Source organism: Shewanella sp. GXUN23E, assembly GCF_050865035.1.
Lineage (GTDB): Bacteria > Pseudomonadota > Gammaproteobacteria > Enterobacterales > Shewanellaceae > Shewanella.
Genome location: NZ_JBOZWP010000011.1, coordinates 54,360 through 78,844, shown reverse-complemented (window position 1 = coordinate 78,844; position 24,485 = coordinate 54,360). Strand labels below are relative to the sequence as shown.

19 protein-coding genes are annotated in these 24,485 nt (G+C 53.0%); 6 read left to right on the top strand and 13 right to left on the bottom strand.

Annotated elements, in window-relative coordinates:
* The first annotated feature begins 299 nt into the window (after positions 1-299).
* The 3 genes from ACRRUX_RS11435 to ACRRUX_RS11425 all read left to right on the top strand — a co-directional run bounded on the left by ACRRUX_RS11435 (position 300) and on the right by ACRRUX_RS11425 (position 2,107).
* On the top strand, positions 300-737 hold the full coding sequence (locus ACRRUX_RS11435) for a sulfatase-like hydrolase/transferase (protein WP_432530346.1): 438 nt from the start codon (positions 300-302) through the stop codon (positions 735-737).
* 183 nt (positions 738-920) lie between these two features.
* Positions 921-1,535 carry a DedA family protein gene (locus tag ACRRUX_RS11430; RefSeq protein ID WP_432530343.1) on the top strand — a complete coding sequence of 205 codons (615 nt, stop codon included), beginning with the start codon at positions 921-923 and terminating at the stop codon, positions 1,533-1,535.
* 128 nt (positions 1,536-1,663) lie between these two features.
* Positions 1,664-2,107, top strand: a complete 444-nt coding sequence (locus tag ACRRUX_RS11425) for an SMI1/KNR4 family protein (RefSeq protein ID WP_432530341.1) — start codon at positions 1,664-1,666, stop codon at positions 2,105-2,107.
* A gap of 53 nt (positions 2,108-2,160) precedes the next feature.
* Here ACRRUX_RS11425 and ACRRUX_RS11420 read toward each other — a convergent pair whose 3' ends face one another.
* The 10 genes from ACRRUX_RS11420 to ACRRUX_RS11375 all read right to left on the bottom strand — a co-directional run bounded on the left by ACRRUX_RS11420 (position 2,161) and on the right by ACRRUX_RS11375 (position 17,270).
* Complete coding sequence (locus tag ACRRUX_RS11420) at positions 2,161-4,047, bottom strand: ABC transporter ATP-binding protein (RefSeq protein ID WP_432530339.1); 1,887 nt, start codon at positions 4,045-4,047, stop codon at positions 2,161-2,163.
* Complete coding sequence (locus tag ACRRUX_RS11415) at positions 4,034-5,233, bottom strand: cytochrome P450 (protein WP_432530337.1); 1,200 nt, start codon at positions 5,231-5,233, stop codon at positions 4,034-4,036. Before ACRRUX_RS11415 ends, ACRRUX_RS11420 begins: the two co-directional genes overlap by 14 nt.
* Positions 5,230-6,549, bottom strand: coding sequence for a cytochrome P450 (locus ACRRUX_RS11410; protein WP_432530335.1), 1,320 nt, complete (start codon positions 6,547-6,549; stop codon positions 5,230-5,232). Before ACRRUX_RS11410 ends, ACRRUX_RS11415 begins: the two co-directional genes overlap by 4 nt.
* A gap of 1,474 nt (positions 6,550-8,023) precedes the next feature.
* On the bottom strand, positions 8,024-9,079 hold the full coding sequence (locus ACRRUX_RS11405; RefSeq protein WP_432530333.1) for a hypothetical protein: 1,056 nt from the start codon (positions 9,077-9,079) through the stop codon (positions 8,024-8,026).
* 1,144 nt (positions 9,080-10,223) lie between these two features.
* Positions 10,224-13,364, bottom strand: a complete 3,141-nt coding sequence (locus ACRRUX_RS11400) for an efflux RND transporter permease subunit (protein ID WP_432530331.1) — start codon at positions 13,362-13,364, stop codon at positions 10,224-10,226.
* 24 nt (positions 13,365-13,388) lie between these two features.
* Entirely contained in the window at positions 13,389-14,576 is a 1,188-nt protein-coding gene (locus tag ACRRUX_RS11395) for an efflux RND transporter periplasmic adaptor subunit (RefSeq protein WP_432530329.1), read from the bottom strand.
* Positions 14,577-14,587: 11 nt separating this feature from the next.
* Positions 14,588-15,925: a TolC family protein gene (locus tag ACRRUX_RS11390; RefSeq protein WP_432530327.1), complete on the bottom strand. Its 1,338-nt coding sequence runs from the start codon at positions 15,923-15,925 to the stop codon at positions 14,588-14,590.
* Between the two features lie 119 nt (positions 15,926-16,044).
* The gene (locus ACRRUX_RS11385) at positions 16,045-16,479 is read right to left on the bottom strand and encodes a hypothetical protein (protein WP_432530325.1); all 435 of its coding nucleotides are present in this window, start codon (positions 16,477-16,479) and stop codon (positions 16,045-16,047) included.
* 223 nt (positions 16,480-16,702) lie between these two features.
* Positions 16,703-16,873, bottom strand: coding sequence for a DUF3012 domain-containing protein (locus tag ACRRUX_RS11380; RefSeq protein ID WP_432530323.1), 171 nt, complete (start codon positions 16,871-16,873; stop codon positions 16,703-16,705).
* Positions 16,874-16,901: 28 nt separating this feature from the next.
* Positions 16,902-17,270, bottom strand: coding sequence for an STAS/SEC14 domain-containing protein (locus ACRRUX_RS11375; RefSeq protein ID WP_432530321.1), 369 nt, complete (start codon positions 17,268-17,270; stop codon positions 16,902-16,904).
* A gap of 82 nt (positions 17,271-17,352) precedes the next feature.
* On the opposite strand from ACRRUX_RS11375, the gene arfB reads away from it, so the two are divergent.
* Both arfB and aroQ read left to right on the top strand, forming a co-directional pair.
* Positions 17,353-17,769, top strand: a complete 417-nt coding sequence (arfB, locus tag ACRRUX_RS11370) for an alternative ribosome rescue aminoacyl-tRNA hydrolase ArfB (RefSeq protein WP_432530319.1) — start codon at positions 17,353-17,355, stop codon at positions 17,767-17,769.
* A 496-nt stretch (positions 17,770-18,265) separates the two neighbouring features.
* Positions 18,266-18,706 (top strand): type II 3-dehydroquinate dehydratase, encoded by a 441-nt coding sequence (gene aroQ / locus ACRRUX_RS11365; RefSeq protein ID WP_432530317.1) that lies wholly within the window; start codon positions 18,266-18,268, stop codon positions 18,704-18,706.
* Between the two features lie 93 nt (positions 18,707-18,799).
* On the opposite strand, the gene glk is transcribed toward aroQ, so the two are convergent.
* Entirely contained in the window at positions 18,800-19,771 is a 972-nt protein-coding gene (gene glk / locus ACRRUX_RS11360; RefSeq protein ID WP_432530315.1) for a glucokinase, read from the bottom strand.
* A gap of 261 nt (positions 19,772-20,032) precedes the next feature.
* On the opposite strand from glk, the gene ACRRUX_RS11355 reads away from it, so the two are divergent.
* Entirely contained in the window at positions 20,033-21,058 is a 1,026-nt protein-coding gene (locus tag ACRRUX_RS11355) for a LacI family DNA-binding transcriptional regulator (protein WP_432530313.1), read from the top strand.
* A 45-nt stretch (positions 21,059-21,103) separates the two neighbouring features.
* On the opposite strand, the gene ACRRUX_RS11350 is transcribed toward ACRRUX_RS11355, so the two are convergent.
* Together ACRRUX_RS11350 and ACRRUX_RS11345 are read right to left on the bottom strand one after the other, a co-directional pair.
* Positions 21,104-22,873, bottom strand: a complete 1,770-nt coding sequence (locus ACRRUX_RS11350) for an alpha-amylase family glycosyl hydrolase (protein WP_432530311.1) — start codon at positions 22,871-22,873, stop codon at positions 21,104-21,106.
* Between the two features lie 22 nt (positions 22,874-22,895).
* Complete coding sequence (locus tag ACRRUX_RS11345) at positions 22,896-24,422, bottom strand: MFS transporter (protein WP_432530309.1); 1,527 nt, start codon at positions 24,420-24,422, stop codon at positions 22,896-22,898.
* Between the last annotated feature and the right edge of the window lie 63 nt (positions 24,423-24,485).

Here is a 24,485-nt window from a genome sequence, read left to right as displayed (position 1 = left end):
GGCTTATGCTGAAAATTGGCTATCGCGACAGACGCTCGATTTACATCCCTGTAAATCCCTCCAGCTCGACTATCCAGCCTCACGCTCGTAAGCACATCGCTACGCGATACTAGCCCCTGATTCGACAGAGCCTGCGAGGAATCTGCCGGACAGGATGTCCAAATGCCATGTAAGGCAGGGATGCCTGAGAATGGCCATGCCTCGCCTCGCTACGCCATTTTCAACAACACCATCGGCAGCGTCGGACGGGGACTCAGTGTATCCCTCAGCAAAAGTGTTTTGGATGTCCCCACTTTCCAGTGATTATCACCGGAGATCACGGTCAGGAGTTGAACGACAATCACCTAAACTTCTGGGGCCACAACTCCAACTTCACCGATGCTCAGATTAAGGTGCCACTGATCATTGCCGGGCCGGGCGTCACCCCCGGTATGGAAACTGAGACCACAGGCCATGCCGATATCGCCCCTACGCTACTGAGCCGCTATCTGGGCGTGACCAACCCTGTCTCGGATTACAGCTCAGGCAGTGATCTGCTGAACCCGCAGCCTCGGCCATATCAGCTGTTGGCCAGCTATACCGATTACGCGCTGGTCTCCAACCACAACATTCTGGCGGTCAGTGGCACCAACGGCGGTTATCAGTTGTTGGATAAACAAAACCACGCCGTCCCGGGCGAACCCGACTTTAATCAGTTGCAACAGGCAATGGGGCAGATGCGCCAATTCCTGAAATAACGATGCCCCAAAAGCCACGAAGCGAGATCAAATGACCGCTTCGTGGCTTAGCCTCTGTCGCTGTGCACCCTGTTGCGGTAGCTCAATGAACAAAAGATCATCCCCAGGAAAGTCCGGCTGGATTACACTTCATCCCTGCCCTATCTTAGGCATTGACCCACTCCCTTCAGGCCCACATCAGTCATGCTCGATACCCTGCACCATATCATCAATGATCTCAGCCCTTATCTGCACCACTACGGCCTGTTTATTCTGGCACTGGCAGTCGCCGTCGAAGGCTTCGGCATTCCCGCGCCCGGGCAGTCTTTTCTGATTGTCTCAGGTATGCTCGCCGCCAATGGCGAAATGTCGCTGCCAGGCGTATTAAGCGTTGGTGCCCTCGCCGCTTTCGGGGGCAACTGCATTGGCTATTTAATCGGCATGAAGTTTGGCAATGTACTACTGGAGAAAGGCTGGATTAAAGCAGAAACCGAGCAGAAGCTGCATGCCTTTATCGGCAAATACGGCATTGCGGCACTGCTGATGAGCCGCTTTGTGGAAGGCCTGAAACAGACACTGTGTATCGGCTGTGGCATCGCCAAACTGCCACTGCGCACCTTTCTGCTGGGTAATGCTTTGGCCCCTCTGGTGTTGGTAATTATCTTCGGCTTAGGACCTGCCCAGCTAACCCATGAAGTGGGGCCTCTAGTCACCTTCTATCATAGTCACAGAATGTTGATGTGGGGGATTGGTTCTGCAGTAGTCGCCACCGCAGTTGTAGCCATATTGATGTGGCAACGTCGTCGCCAAACTGCATAAGATCTTCTCCCCCGACTGCCAGTGAACAGGCTTCATCTGCTTCAGCTGCGGCACCCTGCATTTTTGACTCTAATCCGCCATGATGTTTAGCTTTCTTTCACTGAGACAGTGATTCAGGAAAAGAAGGAATGCCGCAAGATATTGCCAGATTGGCCACTATAGAAGCCTTTATGGGCACCAATCTGCCGGAAGACTACAAATGGTTTATGACCCATGTTGGCCGCAGATCTCTGACTGATAAACAGGTAAATATCCAGATTGATGGTGTTTGGATGGAGTTTCTGGACTGGTTCAGGGACGCCATTGATGTGCTTACTTTTACCCAAATGGCCTGTGACGTCGACGATGATGGCGACTCAAAAATCCCTCCCCATCTGCTGGTGATTACCAACTCTATTTCCCACGACAAATTGCTACTGGATCTGACAAAAAAGAACTATGGCAAGATCTTGTATCTATCGTGTAGTATTCGCGAGAGAGATTGGCGCAATCACAATTATGAAGGACTGGTGTTGCTGGCGAATTCCTTTACTTATTTATTGGAGCAAATCATCAACAGCGACGCCATGTAGTTACAATCAGTACGAAATCACCCCAAACAGCTAGTAATAAATCCGTTAATCACTCATTGATATGCCTGTGCTTGCAATTGAAACATTCGCGAGTAGTGTCCCTGTAGTTCTATCAGCTGTTGATGGTCTCCCTTCTCGATGATTTCTCCCTCCTCTATCACCAGAATCAAATCGGCATGTCGCACAGTTGAAAATCTATGTGAAATCAGAACCAACATTTTGTTTTCTACTGTGCTTCGCAAATAGTCAAACAACTCAGCTTCGGCAACACTATCCATTGCTGCAGTTGGCTCATCCAATACCAGAATATCCGCACTTTCACGCATAAAAGCTCTTGATAAAGCTATCTTTTGCCATTGCCCTCCAGAGAGCTCTACGCCATCTTCAAACATTCTGCCCAGCTGAGTCTGATATTTACCCGGAAGCCTCTGAATAAAGTCATTAGCCAATCCATCCTTAGCTGCTTGTTGCACACGTTTTTGTTGTTCGGTATCTGGCTCTGTCATCGCAGCCAAAGACCAAACCATAGGGTCTCCGAGGCCAATATTGTCAAAAATAGGAAGCTGATAACGGTTAAAATCTTGAAAAATAACACCTAACCTACGATAAAGAGCTTCCTGCTGCCAATCATGTAATGGGGTTCCATCAAGCAGGATCTGGCCACTTTCAGGCTGGTAGAATCGAGTGAGCAATTTAATCAAGGTAGATTTTCCAGCGCCGTTCTCCCCCACCAATGCAAGTGTTTTACCTGGTTTCAAAGTAAAACTAACCTGCTTTAGGCTGTATTTCTGTTGCCCCGGATAACAAAAGCTGACATTGATAAACTCAATGCCACTTCCTGGCGACGCTCCCTGTTCTAGATGACCTTCCATTCCTGGTTCCGGAGTATCAAAGAAATCAACCAAAGTTGAAATATAAAGATTATCTTCATACAGGCCACTGAGTGTCAGCAGCATTGCCGTCAATGACGCCTGCCCCTGACGAAATAGCATAACGAACATAGTGAGCTGGCCCAGCGTCAATTCACCACGAATAGTTTGTAAAATTACCCAGAGATAAGACCCATAAAATAGCAATGCTCCCAACCAACCTAGCACTACACCCCAACTTTCTCTTTTTGTGGTCAAGGCACGATCAGCGCCGTAAAGCTTCTCAAATATGGCCTGGTGCTGTTTAGCCATTAAAGAACCAAGTTGAAATAGACGAACTTCACGCACATGGTCATCACGAGTCAGCACAGTCTCGAGATAAGATTGACGTCGGGTATCTGGCGACTGCCAGTTAAACAAACGAAAGGCGCTACCTGAAAACCATGTTTCAGCAATAAACCCAGGAACGGCACCACATATAAGCAAAAGAATCAGCCAGGGAGAGAATTGCCACATCACACCGGCCAAGCCCAGTAGAGATACCAAATGCTGTAAATACTGGAATAAGCGTAAAACCAGTTGGACAGGTCTTTCAAAGGCTTCTGTTCGAATTCGATTTAATTTGTTGTAAAACTCCGCGTCTTCCAATTGAGCAACCGATAGACGCGTACTCTTGGCCAATACTTGCTGCAATACATGCTGAGTAAGCTGTGCCTTTAACAGCTCTCCACTGAATGAAATGCCTCGCTGCGCGGCTAACATCAGGCAAAATAGACCGCCCTCTAGCGCCAGATACATTGCAGCCCCTTGCCAATGCCCTCCACTTTGATGCTGTTGGACTATTTCATCCACCAGCAATTGACCTATCCAAGCCATTCCCACAGGTGCCAACCCTGCAATCAAACTGGCAATAGTGAGTAGTACCAATAAAGGCTTGGAAGTCTGCCAAACCAGCAAGAGTGCGAACTTACTGTGGCGAAATTGCCTAATCTGCCGCCAAAGTTTGTATAACCTTTGGGGAGTTTTTATTCCGGTCAAATCTGATTGTTCCAGATTTTCACTGCTTTGCATCAGACTCTCCGGGTATAAAAGATAAAATGAAGCGAGGAGGAGCCAGAGCAGCTTCAGGCAGCGGGCGAAGTGTCAGCAACTGAATCGTTGGACTGGCAGGACGTATATGATCCAGTATCAAGGCCACTAATCTTACAGATAAAGATGCAGCTACACATTTATGAGTCCCCCAGCCAAAGGCTAAAAATGGCGTGTCTTTGTTCGCATCTGCCCAACGTTGTGGCATAAATTGATCTGCATCAGGCCAGAACTTCGGATTCCGATGTGCGGTATAGGGGCACACGACCAATGACGATAACGACTGTCCGGCTATCTCTATTGGCGTTGTACTGCTGCGGGTGAGGTTCCATGCAATTGGCCACAACCTCAATGACTCCCGAACAATATCGCTGGAGTCGATCTGTTCCCAACAGTTGGGTAATGTCTGTCCCAACTGGTACAAACTCCAGCCCAACGTAAAGCCCAACGAGCCGGTAAGAGCAAACAAACATGACAGGTAAACTTCTGTCAGTTGAGTATTGTCCAGATCTGACCCCGCTTCACGAACCAATAGACTCAACAAGTCGTTGGCATCCTTGAATTGCCCATCTCGACGTTGGTCAATAGCTTGCGCCATTCGCCAGTAAAATCTGATCTGAAATAGCTTTCTCCGCCAGGTTGGGCGCCGTGATTTCGCTCCCGAAAAGACAACCCGAGGAATAGTCTTGTCTAATAGACTCCTCAGAGTCGCAGAGTCTCCACCGTCTAACAAAAGCCCTTTAAAGTAACTGTAAAACAATAAATTGCCTTCATCAGGCCAACAGGTTTGCTTATTCCTCAAGCCTTGTGCCAAGGTCGTCAGTTCAGCAGTATCCAGGCAATACTCCTGAAGTTGCTTAAGCAATACGCGCCCCAGTTTCTGCTGCAAAGTGCTATCCCCAATCAACCCTGCCCCACCAAAAAAGAAATCAGAATGCTGATGGAAGAGCCCCTCTTTATTTGCCAGAACTTGTTTCATTTGGTTCGGATCTGAGAGATACCACTCCGTCCCTGGCAATTCGATATAATCAGCGCCACTTTGCAGTTGAAGATCCAGATAAGCAAAAGGGTCGGCACTTATTTCTTCACTACTCTGCGACAGGGAAGCGATTTTCTCAACGCCATGAAAAGGACACCCTGAAGTTGAAGTAAGCTTTTCTTCATTCACGATTGCTCCCCCTCCTCCAATTTTGTCTCAGAAAAGGGGCATTGTGGCCCTTGGGACAAGATATCTGGCCTCGTTAGCTGCGCACTCGCCGACGTGCGAACCATTAACTCTACGTCAAAAGCGACAGGTTGAGGTAAGGCAGTCATAGTGATATCCAGACGATCCGGCTCTAATAATTTCCACTGGAACCGGGTAGCGAACAGGTGCAGTAACAGTAGAAGTTGAGTCGAGCCCAACATAGCGCCAACGCATGACTTAGGTGCCCAGCCAAAAGGCACATAGGTATGTGGACACTGACTTGCGTACGGGCTATCTGCAAGCCAGCGTTCAGGGTTAAACTCATCAGGCTGCGGCCAGTATTCAGGATTACGATGGACAAAAAATGGACTGAACATCAGCACGCTGTCTTTTTGTATTTGCTCCCCTTGCCATTGCAGATCGGTACGAACCTGTCGAACCAGCATGGGGACATTCCAAAGTCTCAATGCTTCTTTGATAAACCTTCGACTCAATGGCGCTTGACGCAGCGGGTCTGCACATATTTGGTGGACAGTTATCTGCTGTAACTCTTCGCAAACCTTCTCAAACCAATCGGATTGCTGCTGACACTCATAAAGCAAACAGGCCGCGGCAGCTCCCGGGGGTCCATTAACAGCAGTCAAAGCCATCACGACAGAATCGACTGCTCTGCCAATCCCCAGCTCAGGTAGCAATTCGATCAAACTGTCAGTCATATCTTGTTGACGACTGGCTTTACCTGCCGCTCTTTGTCTTAAGGTTTTTCGAACGATATTCCCAACCTGAATACTTCGCCAATGCCTTCGCCAACGCTGAATTCGAGTTTCCTGACTGGCTGACTCTTCAAGAAGGAAAGCGAGGCTCGCGGCCTGATTACGGCGTAAAACTGAAGAGTCGCGCCCAGATAAACCAGACAGTACTATGTCTGTATTTTGCTCAGCGAAAACCCTATGTATCAATCGAACCAAGTCAACAGCTTGACCACTAGCCAGCATCAACTCGCGGCCAACCTTCTGGTACCAACTTTCCAAAGCAGGGCCAGCCACTGCATCTTTAAGCTGACCGAGCCATAGCTGTCTGATTTGTTGCCAGGAAACGGTCGGGGAAGAACGGTGTAACAGTATATCTGACACTCTTGGAGGCATAGTCAAATCAGCGTAATTGGCCTGATTAAGTCCCCGTGCAGCATCGGCATCAAAAGCCCCATACTGCTGGTCAGAAAAACGTATGTTGCGTTCGCCTGCACGGATGCGAGCCAGCAATGCCTGAATATGAGGTGGTAGAGCTGATAAACTCATGAGAATCCCTTCATGAGAGGTGAGGAGTATATCCTCATTGGAGAGGTAAAATAGAAACAAAAAGACAGATCAACAATTCTGTTGATCTGTCTTGTTTGGCTTACATAGAGTGGTAAAGGTACCAACGCCACATAACGTCACCACGTCCACCACAACCCCAACTTGAAACTCCATCTGAAGCTGAAGCACGCATGCCAATGGCATTTTTCACAGAAACCATTAAGTTTTTCATTTTACAATATCCTTATTTAAATTGATGCCCAATTCAGGGCTTTGTTACTAGGTCAGTTACTCACTTAAAACGACCATAACAACTACAACTATGAATAAGTTTTGCAACGTTCTCTAGTGGAGCCATGTTATGAAAGATGGTTAGTGGATTCAAGTCAAAAAATCATAAAAGAGAGACTCAAAAGAACACCTTTAAAAATTAGATTTTCATACTAGTAATAAAAACTGACACATTGCTTAATTAAAAATAAAAATACGGAGAAAAAATATAGCTCACACCTTCACCAACCCAACCTAATCGACACAAAAAACAACAGCTAACATCTCAAATCAACTACAAAACAATTAACTGCAAAACAAGCTTTAAGACAGCGTTTAACCCTAAACCAAAAAATTCAAATATAATACCCAACCATCAACCCAGATAATATAAACCAAAGTATTACGAAGATATAAAAAACACATCAATTGGATTGAAATCAATCAACCAATAGTGACAGCCACAACCCAAAAATACAGTACTTTCCTATAACCAAATTCAGTCTGCAATTAAAGAAAGCGTCGGTCATTTTAAAAATAACACTAAAGGATTAGTTAGTAGATATATTGTCGACATATCTGAGGTAAGACTGACATGAGACATGAAAAAGTATTAGCTAAAGAACGTACTGATTTGTCCCAGAGAGCACCTCCCAGCGCTCTACACTAAGTCCAACCGGGCTAATAGCAGAATCGGCACAGCATCATAGGTCCCCAAATTAATGGCTACTAACATTCATAATGAAAGAGTATTATCAACGAAAAATAGGACAAGCATGGCCATTCTCAGGCATCCCTGCCTTACATGGCATTTGGACATCCTGTCCGGCAGATTCCTCGCAGGCTCTGTCGAATCAGGGGCGAGTATTGCGAAGCAATATGCTGACGAGCGCGAGACAGGATAGTCGAGCTGGAGGGATTTACGGCAAAAGAAAGGACAGGCATGACTTTTACTCGGGGCTAACGGGATACTCCAGATCCCCGTCGGAGCCGCCGAAAGCCTTGCGTGAGCGAGGTAGGGTGAGCATGCCGAAGGCATTTGTTGCGCCGAGAGATAGGACAGGCATAATCTCCTGCCCCATGCATTCAACTGCGGTATCAATGGGGTTGGTATTTTCCTCGGAAGAGTGTTTTGGGTGTCCCCACTTTATTACGGCTGTTGCGTTTCAGCGAGTGATTTGATCAACTACGCTAAAGATCCTGTCTATGTACAACGACCTAGTAGTCGAAATACGTAAAGTAACCTACCACTTTGGTAGAAATATATAGTGCAAGTTTCAATAGAGCCACCACCTTCAGGTTGCTGATTATGATCATCTGGGAATTGGGTTGGTCCACCTTGTGAATTTTTAAACTCTCCAGTTAAACCTAATTGTTCAAGCTTATCTACTATACAGGGATCTTCAAACTGCACTGGACCATATTTTCCCTTTAGATGTGATATAGTATAGTCACCTGCCACCCTAGACAGATCGTTGAGGGTAATGTCTAGTATAATGGGTTCAGAGCCCAAATCATTTCTTAACTTCTTGATATCAAAAAGTAAGAAGTCAGACAAAAACTCACCACCCTCAGACTCTCTAAACCCCCAGTGAATTCGTGTTATGGGGTCAGTTTTGGAATTATTCACTAATATTTGACCAAATCCGTTTCCTACGGTAATGCCTAAATCAGAGATTGAACCAAATGCGTCATTTCTATTGAGTTCAGTTTGTATATTTCCCATTGCGACCGAATTGCCCATTAGTTGGGCTCGAATTTGGTTTTCAAGTGCAACCATTTTGTTCGGATCAACCAATGCTGCAAGGGCTGTGTTGTCTGGACAAGTGTTCGAACGGCTAGTTTGAGTGTTCCCACTTATTTCATTTAGCCTGGATTGGTTAACCCCATCTACAGCCACTTTGAAGTTTTTGTATATTATGCCAGCAGCAGAAAATAAATTTCTATCATTGTCGGAAATAGAATGATTAAAAAGATGGGGCTGGTTATTAGCCGCTAAGTGGCCAACACTAAATGTAAATACTTGTCCGCTGTTTGGATTTACAAGGGCAATCTTATTTGGTGTCGAACCACAAACCAGTTTTCCGCCAAGTTCCAACTCAAAATCTGGATTCGGGTTCACACAAATTAACTTAGGGACATGATCTCGAAGTGCAACTGATTGAGCAGCAGTTTGACTTGTACAATCACTACATAGGTAGCCGTCCGTGGCAATTGCCGATAATGGCAAAATAGCCAGTGAAAGAAAAAACTTCTTCATATTAACCTCTCACCAACACGCTCCTCATTGAGCGCAAACAGACTTACCACATTTGTACAAAAAGGAAAAGATAGTGATAGTAAGGTTGCTGCAAATAGCAAACACAATACATCAATGGTGTTGCATTTTTGCGGTATTAAATTACTTATTTACAGAACTGACTGTTGTACAAGGATGTATTTACCCACGACTTTCACCGCTGATAAGCGGTATGTCCCGCAAGGACAAATCCAATCCAAAAGCGAAAAATAGGACAGGCATAACTTTTACTCAGTGCTGGCAGATTGCACCGTTGCTCCCTCGAAGCGGCCGCAGAGTATGGATTCAAATGCCGTGGGCGAGTATTGCGAAGCAATATGCTGACGAGCGCGAGACAGGGTGAGCATGCCGAAGGCATATGTCGCGAACGAGAGTCATGGATGACGAACTGGCTTTTGTATAGGGATATATTTAGTCGAGCTGGAGGGATTTACAGGGATGTAAATCGAGCGTCTGAAGCGGTAGTCAATTTCATCCATAAGCCCGAGGGGCTTTCGTCTCCGTCTGGGGCGGCAAGGGAGATGCAAAGGGCGAATGCTTGCCGATGGCAAGCGAGCTAATGAGCGCGAAACAGGGATGTTGAGCTGGCTGTTAGACAAGGATGTTGTTAGCCGCTGTTGATCCCCTCTTGCCCGGGTGTGGGTTTGGGCGAATGCTTGCCGGTAGCAAGCGCGCTTATGAGCGAGAAGCATGGATGCCGAACTGGCTTTGTATATGGATGTACATACCCACGACTTTCTGTCGCCTGAAAGGCGACTTCTACGACCCACTGTAAGTGCAAAACACCAACCAGCCTCACTGGTGACAAATCCCTTCCAAACGTAGCTTGGCAAACCTTTGCCAACGGCAAAATCCAGCATGGATTTCAATACTGAGGACTGACAGACAACTCTGCAGCAGAAAGAAAAAGAGGAAACTGCAGACGACGCTGCAAAAGAAAAAGGCGCTAAAACTTAGCGCCTTACCCAATACCACAGAAGGTTAGGCAGTTCCTGTGGTCTGCAGGATGAAGGTGTTATGTCTTAAGGCAAGACATAACCGAAAAAGTTCTCCCGTCCCTGGGTGAAAATGTCTTTAGAAATCCAAAACTGTGCTGTGCATCGCCTTACCGGCTTTGCCCGGAGCTCGGCTCGGCAGCCTGCTTACCTTCAAGCAGGTTATACAGCGCCGGCAGCACCAAAAGCGTCAGGGCGGTGGAGCTCAGCAGACCGCCGATCACTACCACTGCCAAAGGCTTTTGAATTTCCGAGCCGATACCGGAAGACATCAGGATAGGGATCAACCCCAGCGCTGAGGTCAGGGCGGTCATCAATACCGGACGCAGACGCCCGGCGGTGCCTTCAAATACCGCTTCATAGGTGGCTTGCCCGGCGTGACGGCGCTGGTTGATGGCATCCACCAGTACCACACCATTAAGCACGGCTACCCCAAACAGGGTGATAAAGCCGATGGAGCTGGGCACCGACAGATAGGTGCCGCTGATGTACAGGGCGAACACCCCGCCGATCAGCGCCAGTGGCACGTTGGCCATGATCAGCGCCACCTGGCGTGCACTGCCGAAAGAGAAGTACAGCAGCAATGCGATCAGCGCGATCGACACAGGCACCACCAACATCAGCTTTTGCTGGGCCCGCTGCTGGTTCTCATACTGACCACCCACCATCACGGTATAGCCCGCTGGCAGTTCGGCCTTGGGCACTATGGCATAGATATCGGCCACCACTGAGCCCATATCCCGGCCGGAGACGTTGGCCTGCACCACCACGCGGCGCTGCACATCGTCACGGCGGATGTTGGGCGGCGCCATTTCCACGACTACATCGGCCACTTCCGCCAGACGCACGGTCGCGCCGTTAACACCGGTCAGCAGCAGATCTTCGATGGCATCCGGGGTACTGCGGAAGCGCTCGGCCAGTCGCACCTGAATGTCGTAACGGGCGTTACCGTCGATCACCTGTCCAGCTTCAGTGCCGCCAATCCCGGTGCTGACCAGGCTCATCACCTGATCGACACTAATGCCATAGCGCGCCAGCATGTCGCGCTTGGGACGCACCACCAGCTGAGCCTCGCCGGTCACCTGCTCCAGCGACACATCGGCGGTACCGGGAATGGTGCCCACCAGCTCAGCCAGTTGCTGACCTTTACTGGACAGCACATCCAGATCCGGGCCAAACAGCTTAATCGCCAGCTGGGCTTTTACCCCGGAGAGCAGCTCATCCACCCGGGTCGCGATTGGTTGGGAGAAGGTAAACAGCAGGCCAGGATAGACATTCAGGCGCTCCTGCATCAGATGCTGCAGCTCCTGCCGGGTAGCAGCCGAGGTCCACTCTTCCATCGGCTTAAGACCGATATAGATTTCGATGTTGGAAACCGGCTCAGGATCGCCGCCCAGCTCGGCCGCGCCAATGCGGCTTAAGGCATAGTCCACCTCAGGAAATTCCATCAGCATGGCTTCCAGATGCGGCGCCACATCCAGAGCGGTCTGCAGACTGGCGGTAGGTGCCAGCGTCACCCGCAGGTTGATGGTGCCTTCTTCCAGCTCAGGCACAAACTCGGTACCCAGGCGTGGCAGCACCGCCATACTCAGGGCAAACATCACCACAGCACTGCCCAGCACCAGCTTGGGCCTGGCCATGGCACCTTTGAGCAGTTTGCGATAGCCGGCATCCAGTGGTTCCAGCAAAGGGCTGCGACGCACGGTCACACCACGGCTGAACAGGTAAACCGCCAACGCAGGCACGGCGATCAGCGCCACCAGCAGCGCCGAAATCATCGCCAGAATGATGCTCACTGCCATCGGCTGGAACATCTTGCCTTCCACCCCTTCCAGCGCAAACAGCGGCGCGAATACCACGATAATGATGGCGGTGGCGAAGAACACCGGGCTGCACACCTCACGGGCAGCCGCCAGCACTTTTTGCGGCACTGAAAGGTGACTCTCCTGACGGGACAGGTGCTTGAAGATGTTTTCCACCATCACCACAGAGCCATCCACCAGCATACCGATAGCCACCGCCAGACCGCCCAGCGACATCAGGTTGGCCGACATGCCGTAGTAACTCATCACCATCAGCGCCAGTGCAATGGACACAGGGATGGACAGCAGCACCAGTACAGTGGCGCGCAGGTTCACCAGAAACAGCGCCAGCACCACCAGAATGAACACAAACGCCATCAGCAGCGCATCCACCACAGTGGTGACCGCGGTTTTCACCAGATCCGACTGATCGTAGAACACCTCAAAATGCACCCCCTGTGGCAGGGATTGCTGGATAAGCGCGACCCGCTTGGCGATATCATCGATGGTGGCCTTGGTGTTGGCCCCCATACGTTTGAGCACCACACCGGCGACCACCTCACCCAGATACTCAGCGTCACCCGCCTCATCCTTGCGGGTCATGGTGACGGCGCCGACACGAATTTCCGAGCCGTAATCCACAGTGGCGATATCGGCGACCCGCACCGGGGTACCGGCAGATTCTGTCAGGGGGATCTGACCAATAGCCGCCAGCCCTTCATCACCGGATGGCAGCAGGCCATAGCCACGCACCACCAGCTGCTCCTGGCCCTGGTCCATAAACCAGCCACCGGCGTTGCGGTTGTTGCTCTCCAGTGCCGCGGTCACATCATCCATGGCAAGGCCGTAACTGAGCAGCCGGTTGGGATCCACCTGCACCTGATACTGGCGCACATGGCCGCCGAAGGAGAGCACATCGGTCACCCCGCCCACCGGCATCAAAATCAGTTTCACCAGATAATCGTTCAGACTGCGCAGCTCATCGGCACTGACGCCCGAATCTTTATCGGCCCGCAGTATGTACTGGTACACCTGCCCCAGCCCCGAGGTATTGGGGCCAATTTCCGGCACACCCACACCGGCAGGAATGGTTTCCTTGGCCGCCTGCAGCTGTTCAAATACCTGCTGCCGGGCAAAGTAGATATCCGTGCCTTCGGCAAATACCACAGTCACAATCGACAGCCCGGTACGGGACAAAGAACGCACTTCGGTCACTTCCGGCAGCGCGTACATGGCCGACTCCACCGGATAGGTAATGAGTTTTTCCACTTCTTCCGCCGCCAGACCTTCGGCGGCAGTATTCACTGTTACCTGCACGTTGGTCACATCAGGGAAGGCGTCCAGATTCAGTCTGGGCAGCACAAACACACTGGCTACCAGCGCTGATACCAGTGCCAGCAGCACCAGCAAACGGTGACGCACCGCCACTTCAATCAAGTTATTCAGCATAGTCTTATTGCCTCAGGGCGCGCCTCAGTGGTTGTGAATATCAAAGCCGGACTTGGCCAGCTCAGATGCCAGGAAGAAGGCGCCGGAGATCACCACCTGATCGTCATGATGCAGCCCCTGCACCAGATTCATGCCGCGCTGACGTTCAACCACCTTTACTTCTTTGGCTTCAAAACCATCACCTTCTGCCACAAATACCTGCCAGTCACCGTCACCGCCGCGGGTCAGTGCCGCATCCGGCAGCACCACACCTTCACTGCCGGTATCACTCAGGTAGAGTTCGGCAAACTGACCGGCATGCAGCACATGCCCCGGATTATGCAGGCGCGCCAGCACCTGCTCGGTACGGGTCACGGCGTTGAGTTCATGGGAGCGGCCAATGATTTGCGCGGCCAGCAACTTGTCCCCCACCCGCACCATGGCGTTGGCACCCACTTCGATGTTTTGTGCCTGCGCCGGGGTGATCTGCGCTTCCACCCACAGATAAGACTCATTGGTCAGCTGCATCAGCGCGGTGCCGGCAGCAAATACCTGGCCGCGCTGGGCCACATCCTGTTGTACCCGGCCATCAATGGGCGACAGCAGCTGGTACTGACCGATGGACTCGGGGCGACTTTCCAGCGCCCTGATCTGCGCCGGAGTCATTTTCAATGCTTCCAGAATGGCGCGTTTCAGCTCGGCATCCACCTGCGCCTGCAGGCGGCGGCTGGCACTGACGGCGCTTTTATCCATACGGCTGACCCGCTGCCATTCGGCGGCAGCATTGATGTAATCCGCCTGCGCCTGCGCCACGGCCGCGCCGCCCAGGGTCAGCAGCGGCTCACCGGCACGCACTTCCTGACCTGGCACCACATGACGGGCCAGTACCCGCACATCCAGCTGGGGCGCCAGGGTCACGGTTTTGTCCCGGTCGACGCTTAAGGTGGCGGTAGCGACAGCGCTCAGGCTGAATGCCTGCTCAGATACCGCCATCACTTCGATGGAGGCCAGCTTCAGCTGCTCGGCACTCAGGTGCAGGCCGTGATCATCTTCAGCCTCTGCGCCTTCAGTTACTTTTGCGTCAGAGCGCGGCAGGCTGGCTTCTTCTTCACTGTGGTCATGGCCGGGACCGGCTGTCACACCCGGCACGAAGGAGCATGACAGCGCCAGCGCCAGCGCCACTGCCGACAATTTAATTGGGTTTGAATCTTGTGTTTTAACTGATTTTTTCATGGGGCAATTCCTTATTGTGCGGCGGTGGCTGACTGGCCGGCCAGCGAGCGAACAAACGCTTCCAGCTGACCCGAAGCGGCCAGCCATTCAATCCAGCTTTGATAGATAGCCGATTCCAGCTGCAATCCCACCAGATAGTTGGCAGACAGCTGACGACGGCTTTGCAGATAATCGCTGGTACTGATATCCCCCAGCTGCCATTGCTGGCCCAGGGAATTGGCAGCCTGACTGCCGGCGGTATACGCCAGCTGTTGCCAGTCGCGATAGCGCTCCATTAATCGGGGCACACTCATCAGGAATTGTTTATGTTGTTGTTTCAGTTGACGTTCGTTGGCCAGGTAAGCCTGCTCGGCGACGGTGATAGCTTCATCGGCGGCGGCATTGACCTCTCGGTAACTGTTACGCACCTGCAGCGGCAGCGACAGCCCCACGCCAAACTTGTTATCACCACCATCGCGCTCGGCGCTCAGGCTGATGGTGGGGTCTATGCTGTTGTCACTGCGGGCAGCAGCTGCTGCCGCCCTGGCCAGCTGCACCTGCTTGTATGCCAGCGACAGCGCAGGCAACTGCATGTCCACCGGGGCAAAACCGTCGGCAGAGATCAACCCCAGCAGATCGGCAAACAGCGGCTGTTCGTCAGTCAGATTGCCGGTATCCAGTCCCAGCAGGGACATAACGCGGATATCGGCAGCCAGCGCCGCCTGCTCCGCCATGGCGTAATCGGCACTGTTACCGGCCAGCTCCATGGATATCAGCTCCAGCTCGGCGCGGGAAATATCCCCGGCGGCCACCCGCTGACGGGCGATTTCCAGCTGAGTCCCGGCGTATTCCAGCTGCTGACGGGCAAACGCCAGCTCCTTATTGCGGGCCTGCTGTTCAACCAACGCCAGCAGGCTGTCACCCAGAATACGGCTGCGCTCCAGCCCCATTTCCAATTGGGCGATTTGCTGTGCCAGTAACGCCTGGCTGCGACTGTTGCCGGACTTGTCGCCCCAGTCGATAGTCTGACTCAGCTCGATGCCATAGGTATCTTCCGGGCCGCTGACATAACTCAGCCCCAGCTCAGGGTTGTATACCGCTTGTGAGGCGGCTTCCAGTTCATACCCCAGTTGGCGGGCACGGGCACGCTGCGCTGCCATCTCGGGTAAGGTATCTATCTGCTCAAGCAGGGACGCTGCCCAGCCGGCAGCCGCCAGCCGCGACTGCAACTCGTCTGCGCGCTGATTTTGCCACTGACTTTGTGGCTGATTTACGGCTGTGTTCAGCCCGGCCGACAACAAGGGGTCGGCATTTGCCATCGCGCCCAGGGAGGTTCCCAGCAGCGCCATAGCCAAAAGGGATTTGTTCATAACCAATCCTGTATCAACATCTCAATCTGCCGCACTGCAGACGTGACTGGCCCGGCCCGGTGAATAGGGGCGCGATCAGACCGCCGCAAACTGCGGATTATTTATCAATGGGATAAGGATTAAGCGATCGGGGGGCGATAGTCCGGCTGCACCAGTGGCGGCAGATACGGAGTATCACTGAAAGGGGAAATAAAATCAGGCTGGCTGTCGGGCAGTGCCGACATATAGGACAACATACTGACCACACCACCGTGACACTGACAGTCCAGGCAGAGATCCACCTGTTTCAGCTCAGTCACCAGATGCTGATGCTCGCTTTGACTCTGGGTATCCAGCGTGTCCGACTCGCACACACAATCAATACACTGCGCCAGGGTTTCCACCTTGGCCACGTATTGCAGGTGGGCATGCTCACTTTCTTCTTCAGCACTGTTACCGGCATGCAGCTGATGACCACCCAAATTCGCCGCAGCAAACTGCAACAGCACAAGGGCAATCAATGCCTGTGCCAGTTTGTGCATGCTTTTGGTGATCCAATTGCGCAATTCAGCCATCCTGAAAAATAAAGCGTGTTGAATAAGTTAACAGATACGTTAACAGACAGGCATTCTATTGTTTAGTTCACTGTAAACAAGTCTTTTGATGCATTTTTAGCACTCTAAAAAGCAGTATGTGAACTGGATCAGCTCTCAGGCGTGAAAAAATACCCTGTAAAAACAGGGTATTCCATATCAATATTGAACCTGCAGCCAGTGAAGCTCGATAACACGCTCAAACTCAGTTAAATACACAGTGTTTGGCGTAATCGGCCGCCTCGTTGGCAGTCCAGTCACCCTTGGGTTTTTCCTTCATCTCTTTACACCAGGCCTCACTGCCCACTTCCGGGGCACAGGCTGATAACAGAGTCACCACCGACAGGGCGGCCAGCAGAGCTTTCATTGATTTCATCTTGCTTTCCTTTTCTTCTACAAATAGATCAGCAGTAGGCAGAGCGCTCACTTATCCAATCCCTCGCCATGTGCTTTTGCTCCAGCGGGAACCAGGCGATATCGCCTTTAAGGAACGGGCCCAGCAGATGCACCGCATTGCCCACCCAATCCGGGCCGCCGACAAAGACCAGGGCGTCCAGCTCAGGCAATGGCTGCAACATGCCCCCCGAGGCAATCAGATCTTCCCAGCCTTCCAGCAGCACATCTGCCTCAATATAGAGACAAACCCTGCCCCGCTCCTCCCTCGCCTGACTCATTAAAGGCAAGAGACATTGAATATAATCCTGACTGGAAATCCGGCCGCTGACAAACAGGCTGATTACACCGGGTTTGATATCCGGGATCTGGCATAACATAGGGCGTTTCCCCAAAAGAGACTGCGAAACTGGTATGCTTGGGCCGACCGACCGCAAGCCGATAGAGAAAGCTAGCATATTCATGATCAAAATCTCAAACCGTGTGTTCCTGCCGGAATCCGAAATCCAGTGGCAATTTATCCGCGCCAGCGGTGCCGGCGGCCAGCATATCAACAAGGTGTCGACCGCCGCTCAGCTGATATTCGAGATCAGAGGTTCATCCCTGCCTGAGCTGTATCAGGAAAAACTGCTGGCCAAAAGCGATCATCGCATCACCCAAAGCGGCAAGATCATCATCAAATGCCAGCTGTCCCGCAGCCAGGAAGCCAACCGCGAGGAAGCACTGGCGCAGTTTATCGCACTGGTCGCCAGCGTCGGCGTGATCCAGAAAAAACGCATTGCTACCAAGGCCACCAAAGCCAGCCAACGACGGCGGGTCGATGCCAAAAAGCAACGCGGCAATGTCAAAGCCCTGCGCCAGCAGAAGTCATACGATTGACCCTTCCCCGGCCCCAAAAATCAAGGGGGCCTACCCACGAAACTCTCACTGCGTGCGCTGCACAGAGGACACCAAGGGAAAGACCAAGACGAGCTTAACATCAGCTGCTTTTTGCCTTTCTTCGTGTTCTTCGTGTCCTTCGTGGTGAGATGCTTTTGCTTTTCTCTGTGTGCCTCTGTGACCTCTGTGTCCTTCGTGGTTCAGGCTTTTGTCTTTGAAAACCATCTACCACAGAGCGCTTCGCAGAGAGCACTGAGGAAGAGCAGTAAGCACTAACGCTTTGGCCTTTCTCGGTAACCTCTGTGTTCTCTGTGGTGACATGCTTTTGCTTTTATGTGTGTCTCGGTGACCGCTGTGGTGTATTGCCAGCTTGCCACCACCCAGAGTCCGTTTCACTCAAATCGGGCGGCTTTAGTAACTTTCATTGGGAAATCATCGACAAAGCCCGGGGCTTTTGGTTTGATTGACAGACTGCGACTACCAAGGAAAGCGTTACATGACACCCAGCCACAAAATCCTGCTGCTCAATGGCCCCAACCTCAATCTGCTTGGCCGTCGGGAGCCCGACAAATACGGGCATCAGACGTTGGCTCAGGTGGTTGAACAGGCTCAGTCTGTGGCAAGCTCGCTGAATGTCTCGCTGGAGCACCTGCAGTCCAACGCCGAACATGAACTGATAAACGCCATCCACAACACAGATGCCGACTTTATCATCATCAACCCGGCCGCCTTTACCCACACCAGTATTGCCCTGCGCGATGCCCTGCTGGGGGTCGCCATTCCCTTTATTGAGCTGCATATCAGCAATGTTCACGCCCGCGAACCTTTCCGTCAGCACTCCTATTTATCGGACGTGGCGGTCGGCGTGATCTGTGGCCTGGGCACCCAGGGCTATGAACTGGCCCTGCGGGCGGCAGTCAACCAGCTCAATAGTTAACACCAAATAAAAAAGAGTCCTGCAAACTCAGGGAACTGACAACAGGCCGGGCATTGCCCGGCCTGTTGCTGCTTTTTAGGATGTCTGTCTCTGTCAGGCGTTATGACACCACCAGGCGGCGGCACCGGTCAGGGCGGTGTCGCTTTTCATGGCCAGTGATACAGGCACCGACTGCAGATACGCCGACATACGGCCTTTATCCAGCATACCCTCAATAAATTCCGACGCCTTGAGAAAGTCCAGCATACGGGGCAGAATGCCGCCGCCCAGCACCACGCCACCCAGAGCGCCATGGGCCATGACCAGATCGCCCACGGTTTGCCCAAGCCAGCGGCAGAACAGAGAAAGTGTCTCATCGGCCAGCGGATTGCTGCCATCCAGTGCGGCGCAGCTGATATCGGCGGCGCAGTCAAATACTGGGATTTGCTGCTTTACAGCCGCCAGCGCACGATAAAGGTTCACCAACCCGGGACCACAAAGAATGGTCTCAACACTGACAAAACCATGTACCTTACGCAGCTCCCGCACTACCGCATCCTGCAATTCGTTGCAGGCCGCCAGTGCCATATGACCACCTTCACAGGCCACAGGCCGGTAGCCATTGCCCTGAGGTTGCAGCGACGAGATACCAAAGCCGGTGCCAGGCCCCAGCACCAGCACCGGCGCGGAAGTTTGCGGCTCTCCGGCCTTTATCTGCCGGATATCCGCATCGGCCAGCAGCGGCACGCTGTTGGCATAGGCGGCAAAATCATTGAGCAGTAACAGTCTGGGCAACTCAAGCTCAGCCTGCATTTGCGCGATCACCACATCCCATCCCAGATTGGTCAATCTGGCTCCCTGCTCATTCACCGGCCCGGCCACTGCAAGACAGGCGCCGCTCAGACTCAGCGCTGGCGGCAACTGCCCGAGATATTGCCGGGTCAAGGTCAACAGCGAGTCGGCACCACTGCTGGGCAAGGTCGCCTGATGGCTCAGGACAATGTCATTGCCTGGACGACCGGCAACGGCGAACCTGCCGTTGGTGCCGCCTATGTCTGCGACCAAAATAAATTGATTCTGCTCCATATTTTCTTGATATTCCTGTCGGGGAAATGCCTAATTGTTACTAATATTGTCGGTACAAAGCGGCTTGCATTGCCGGGCAGTATCCCTGAATGAACGGCCTGTTGAAACGACTCTGTTTATGGTTTCACGTCATCAGGGGGGCGAACAAAACGCTTCCAGCATAGCAATGCCCATCAGCAAGTCGAGCCCTGACCCTATCAGTCGCATACAGGAAGACGGCACTTGTGGCCAGCTTCCGGATAATTACAGCGGAAAAAAACAGTGACGACCAAAGGTAAAGCCACTTCCATCGATATCGCCTATCTGGCGGGTGTTTCCCAGTCCACCGTCTCCCGGGCCCTGCGCAACAGCCCGCTGGTCAAGCCGGAAACCGTGGCCCGCATTCAGCAAATCGCCAAGGAGCTGAATTATAAAGTCGATAAACATGCCAGTAGTTTGCGCACTCAGCAAAGTACCACGCTGGCGCTGCTGTTGTTTGAAGACCCGACTTCGGACGACAGCCTGATCAACCCGTTTTTTCTGTCCATGCTGGGCTCCATCACCCGAGCCTGTGCCATCAAGGGTTACGACCTGCTGGTATCGTTTCAGCAGCTGTCTGACGACTGGCACGCCGACTATGAAGACAGTCACAAGGCCGATGGCATTATTCTGCTGGGCTATGGTGACGATGTGGACTATCGCCCCAAGATGCAGCAGCTGGATGCCCAGGGTACCCGTTATGTGCGCTGGGGCGCTGATTCAGGCACCTTATGCGTTAACAGTGATAATCGTCAGGGTGGCCGCCTGGCTACCGATCATCTGATTAAACTCGGCCACCGACGTATCGCCTTTATCGGCGATGCCTCCAATCACTATCCAGAGCTGTTTGCCCGCTATCAGGGCTATGCCGCCTCGCTGTTGTCAGCCGGCCTGCCACTGGAGCCGGGGCTGCAAATCGATGCCATCACTACCGAGCAGTCCGGTTATCTGGCCACCAAAGCCCTGCTGGAGAGCAAGTCTGCCGGTCAGGTCAGCGCCATTTTTGCCGCCAGCGATCTGATTGCCATCGGCGCCATGCAGGCGCTGACTGAGCGAGGCCTGACACCGGGCGAGGATATCGCCATTGTCGGCTTTGATGATCTGCCGCTGGCGCGTTTTACCAGCCCGGCGCTGACGACTATCCGCCAGGACACCAGACTGGCCGGTGAAACCCTGGTGGATAAGCTGATCAGCCGTATTCGCGGTGAGCAGGTGGAGGCAGTGACCATTCCCACCCAGCTTATCGTCAGAGCCAGTTGCGGCAGCTAAGCGGCCAGCCACTGTGCCCGGTAATGCCCAAGGCGCTGTGTAAACTTATGGGTTGCCAAACTGACGAGCCGCCAGCTGTGCAGCGACATCATCCGGCAACTGCTCACCGTGTCGCACCAGTACCCGCACGCCGTGAGCCGGCACCGTCACTGACGCCTTATCCTGCAGGCTGACAGCGCCGTCGGTCAGCGGCTCCCGCCAGTCACCAGCCAGCAAATCTGAGTTCAGTTCAAGGGTTTCTGGCTTATCGCCTTTGTTAAGCAGCACCAGCGCCAGCTCATAGCTCTTGGCGCCCTTAACATCGCCATTAACTTCGTCCTTAACACGGCTCAGCACCCGATAAAAGGCAGCCGTGTCTTTGCCATACTCCAGATCCAGCTGCAGACCTCGCTGCAAACTCGGCAACTGGGCGCGCAGATTGGCGATGGGGATCAGCGCCTGACGAATGGGGTGACTGACCGCTTTGGCGACATTGTCCTGACCAAAGTAGTTGCGGTTACCCATGTGCTCAGCCTTGCCGCGCTCAAACCCCATCTCAGAGCCATAGTAGATCACCGGAATGCCCCGGGCGGTAAACAGCCAGTTGTGGGCATCGATAAAGCCCGCGTCGGAGGCATTCATCCGCGGCATATCATGGTTATCGTAGAAGGTCAGCAGCTCATAGGGATTGGCATAAGGGTTGTTCTTTGGCTGCAGAAACAGCGCCTGTTGCAGTTCACTGTAATCCGCCCCCTTGGCAAACACCTGATCCATGGCGGCCTTCATGGGGAAATCCAGCACACTCATGCCGCCCTTATCCGGGAAGGTGTACTGACCTATCTCCTTGGGGTCAAAAGAATAGACCTCGCCGAACATAAACATGCCCGGATACGCGGCGCGAATGCGCTGGCTGAATACGCCCCAGTGCGCCGCCGGTACATGCTTGACGGTATCGATGCGCATGGCACCCGCCCCCTGCCCCAGCCACTTGAGATAGGCGTTGACGAAGTAATCCATTACCTCTGGCTTGCCCGTGTTCATGTCTGCCAGCTGCGCCAAATCCCGCCTGGTATTGAACCAGGACTGCAGCGGCTTGTCGGTATTCAGCTGCTCAGGCGGCAGGTTGCCATGGTCTGCCACCAACTTGCCGCTGTCGTCATACAACTTGCCAAACAGACTGGTCTGATACTGCTCATCTGTCATGCTATAGGCTGGCGAGCCGTGGTTAATCACCACATCCAGAATAGTTCTCAGGCCCTTGTCTGCCAGCTGCTGATTAAGCTGCTCAAAATCCAGCCCGGGAGAGGGCAGATGCTTATCCAGCTGATAGAAATTGGTGCCCCAATAGCCGTGGTAGGCTGCCTTGCCTTTGTCCATGGCAAAGCCATGAGGCTTGATCTCATCGCCACCGCTGAAGGCCTCGGCAGGGTTCTGCACAATCGGCGTCATCCAGACGGCGGAAAAGCCCATCTCACGGATATAGTCGGCGTTATCGAGAATGCCTTTGAAGTCACCGCCCATATAACCCACATTGGCCTGATTGCCCTCCAGCGAGACGGGCAGCTGCCAGCCTGAGTCCTGTTCGTAATTATTGCTTTGGTCGCCATCGACAAAGCGGTCGGTGACCACAAAATAGACGGCGTTAGCGGCGAAGGGCTCAGTGGTGCCCACCAGCTCCTGACTTGCAGAGCCAGCGGCCATCGCCGCCTGGGTTATCCCCAACACCGCGGCAACCGCCACAGTAACCGCCACAGTAACTGCCCCAGTAACCGCCACTATGGTCGCAGCAAGCGTCGACATTCGCGCGCGCCCTTTCGCCATGAGATCCTTAGTCATGAGCTCCTTAGCCATGTGCCCCTTAGCCATGTGCACCACCCTGTGCCAGACTCAGCTCGCGGCCATTTTGCAGCTTCACCCGCACTATCATCAGCGCTGCCAGCGCGAAGGAGACAGCACCAATCACCATGGCATACAGAGGCTTGGACTCGAAACCGTGGCGCAGCAGCAGACCCAGAATACTGGCCGCCAGCAGCTGCGGGATCACGATAAAGAAGTTGAAGATGCCCATGTACACGCCCATTTTCCTGGCAGGCAAACAGCCAGCCAGCATGGCGTATGGCAGCGACAGAATAGAGGCCCAGGCAAAGCCGATACCCACCATAGACAGTAGCAGCCACTGTGGATCTTCAATCCACAGGAAAGACAGCAGACCCAGCGCGCCCAGCAGCAGATTCACGCCGTGGGCCAGTCGCAGCCCCCAGCAGCGCACCATCACAGGAATGATGATCGCGGCAATGGCCGAAAAACCGTTATAAGCAGCAAACAACACGCCGACCCAGTTGGCGCCATCGTTAAACAGCACTGAGCTGGAATCCTCGGTGCCATAGTGATGGGAGGTCACCGCGGCCGTGGTGTAGATCCACATGGCAAACAGGGCGAACCAGGAGAAAAACTGCACCCAGGCCAGCTGGCGCATGATCTGCGGCATGGCGAACAGATCATCCATCACGGTATCAAAACCTGACTGACGGCAGGCCTTGGCACGGCGAGCCCCCATCCACCACTGCGCCAGCGCAAACAGCATGAGACCAATCGACAGGATATACAGCTGCTTGTCCCAACCCAGCATCCAAATCAGTGCCGTACCGAGCGCCGCCGGCAGGAAGAAATACAGGCCGGACTTGTACCAGCTGTTGCTGTTGCGTTGCACAGCGCCTGTCTCATCTGCGCTCTGATGCTCGCCAAACGCCGCCAGCTCCTGGGGGCTGTACTCTTTGGATCTGATGACGGTCCAGCCCACGGCCACAAACAGCACCACGGCGCCGGCATAGAAGGCATATTTCACCGTATCCGGGATCTGCCCCTGTGGCGCGCTATTGCTGACACCAAACTGGCTCAAGATCCACGGCAGCATGGAGGCCACCACGGCGCCTATGCCGATAAAGAAACTCTGCATGGCGTAGCCCCTGGCCTGCTGGCGTTTGGGCAGGTTGTCGCCAACGAAGGCGCGAAACGGCTCCATGGAGATGTTGATGGAGGCATCCAAAATCCACAGCATACCGGCCGCCACCCAGAGCACACCTGAGTTGGGCAGCACCAGCAGCGACAGAGACGTGAAGATGGCTCCCACCAGAAAATAGGGACGACGGCGGCCAAGGCGGTTCCAGGTGTTGTCACTCAGGTGACCCACTATGGGCTGCACCAGCAGACCGGTGACTGGACCGGCGATCCACAGCAGAGGTATGGTGTCCATGTCGGCGCCCAGCGTCTGGAAAATCCGGCTGACGTTGGCATTCTGCAGGGCAAAACCAAACTGGATCCCCAGAAAGCCAAAACACATATTCCATATCTGCCAGAAACTCAGATTGGGTTTCTCGTTTACCATGCCCCGTCCTCTCATCCATTATTGTTATCGGCATCTGTAACATTATGGTAACCAGCCTGGCGC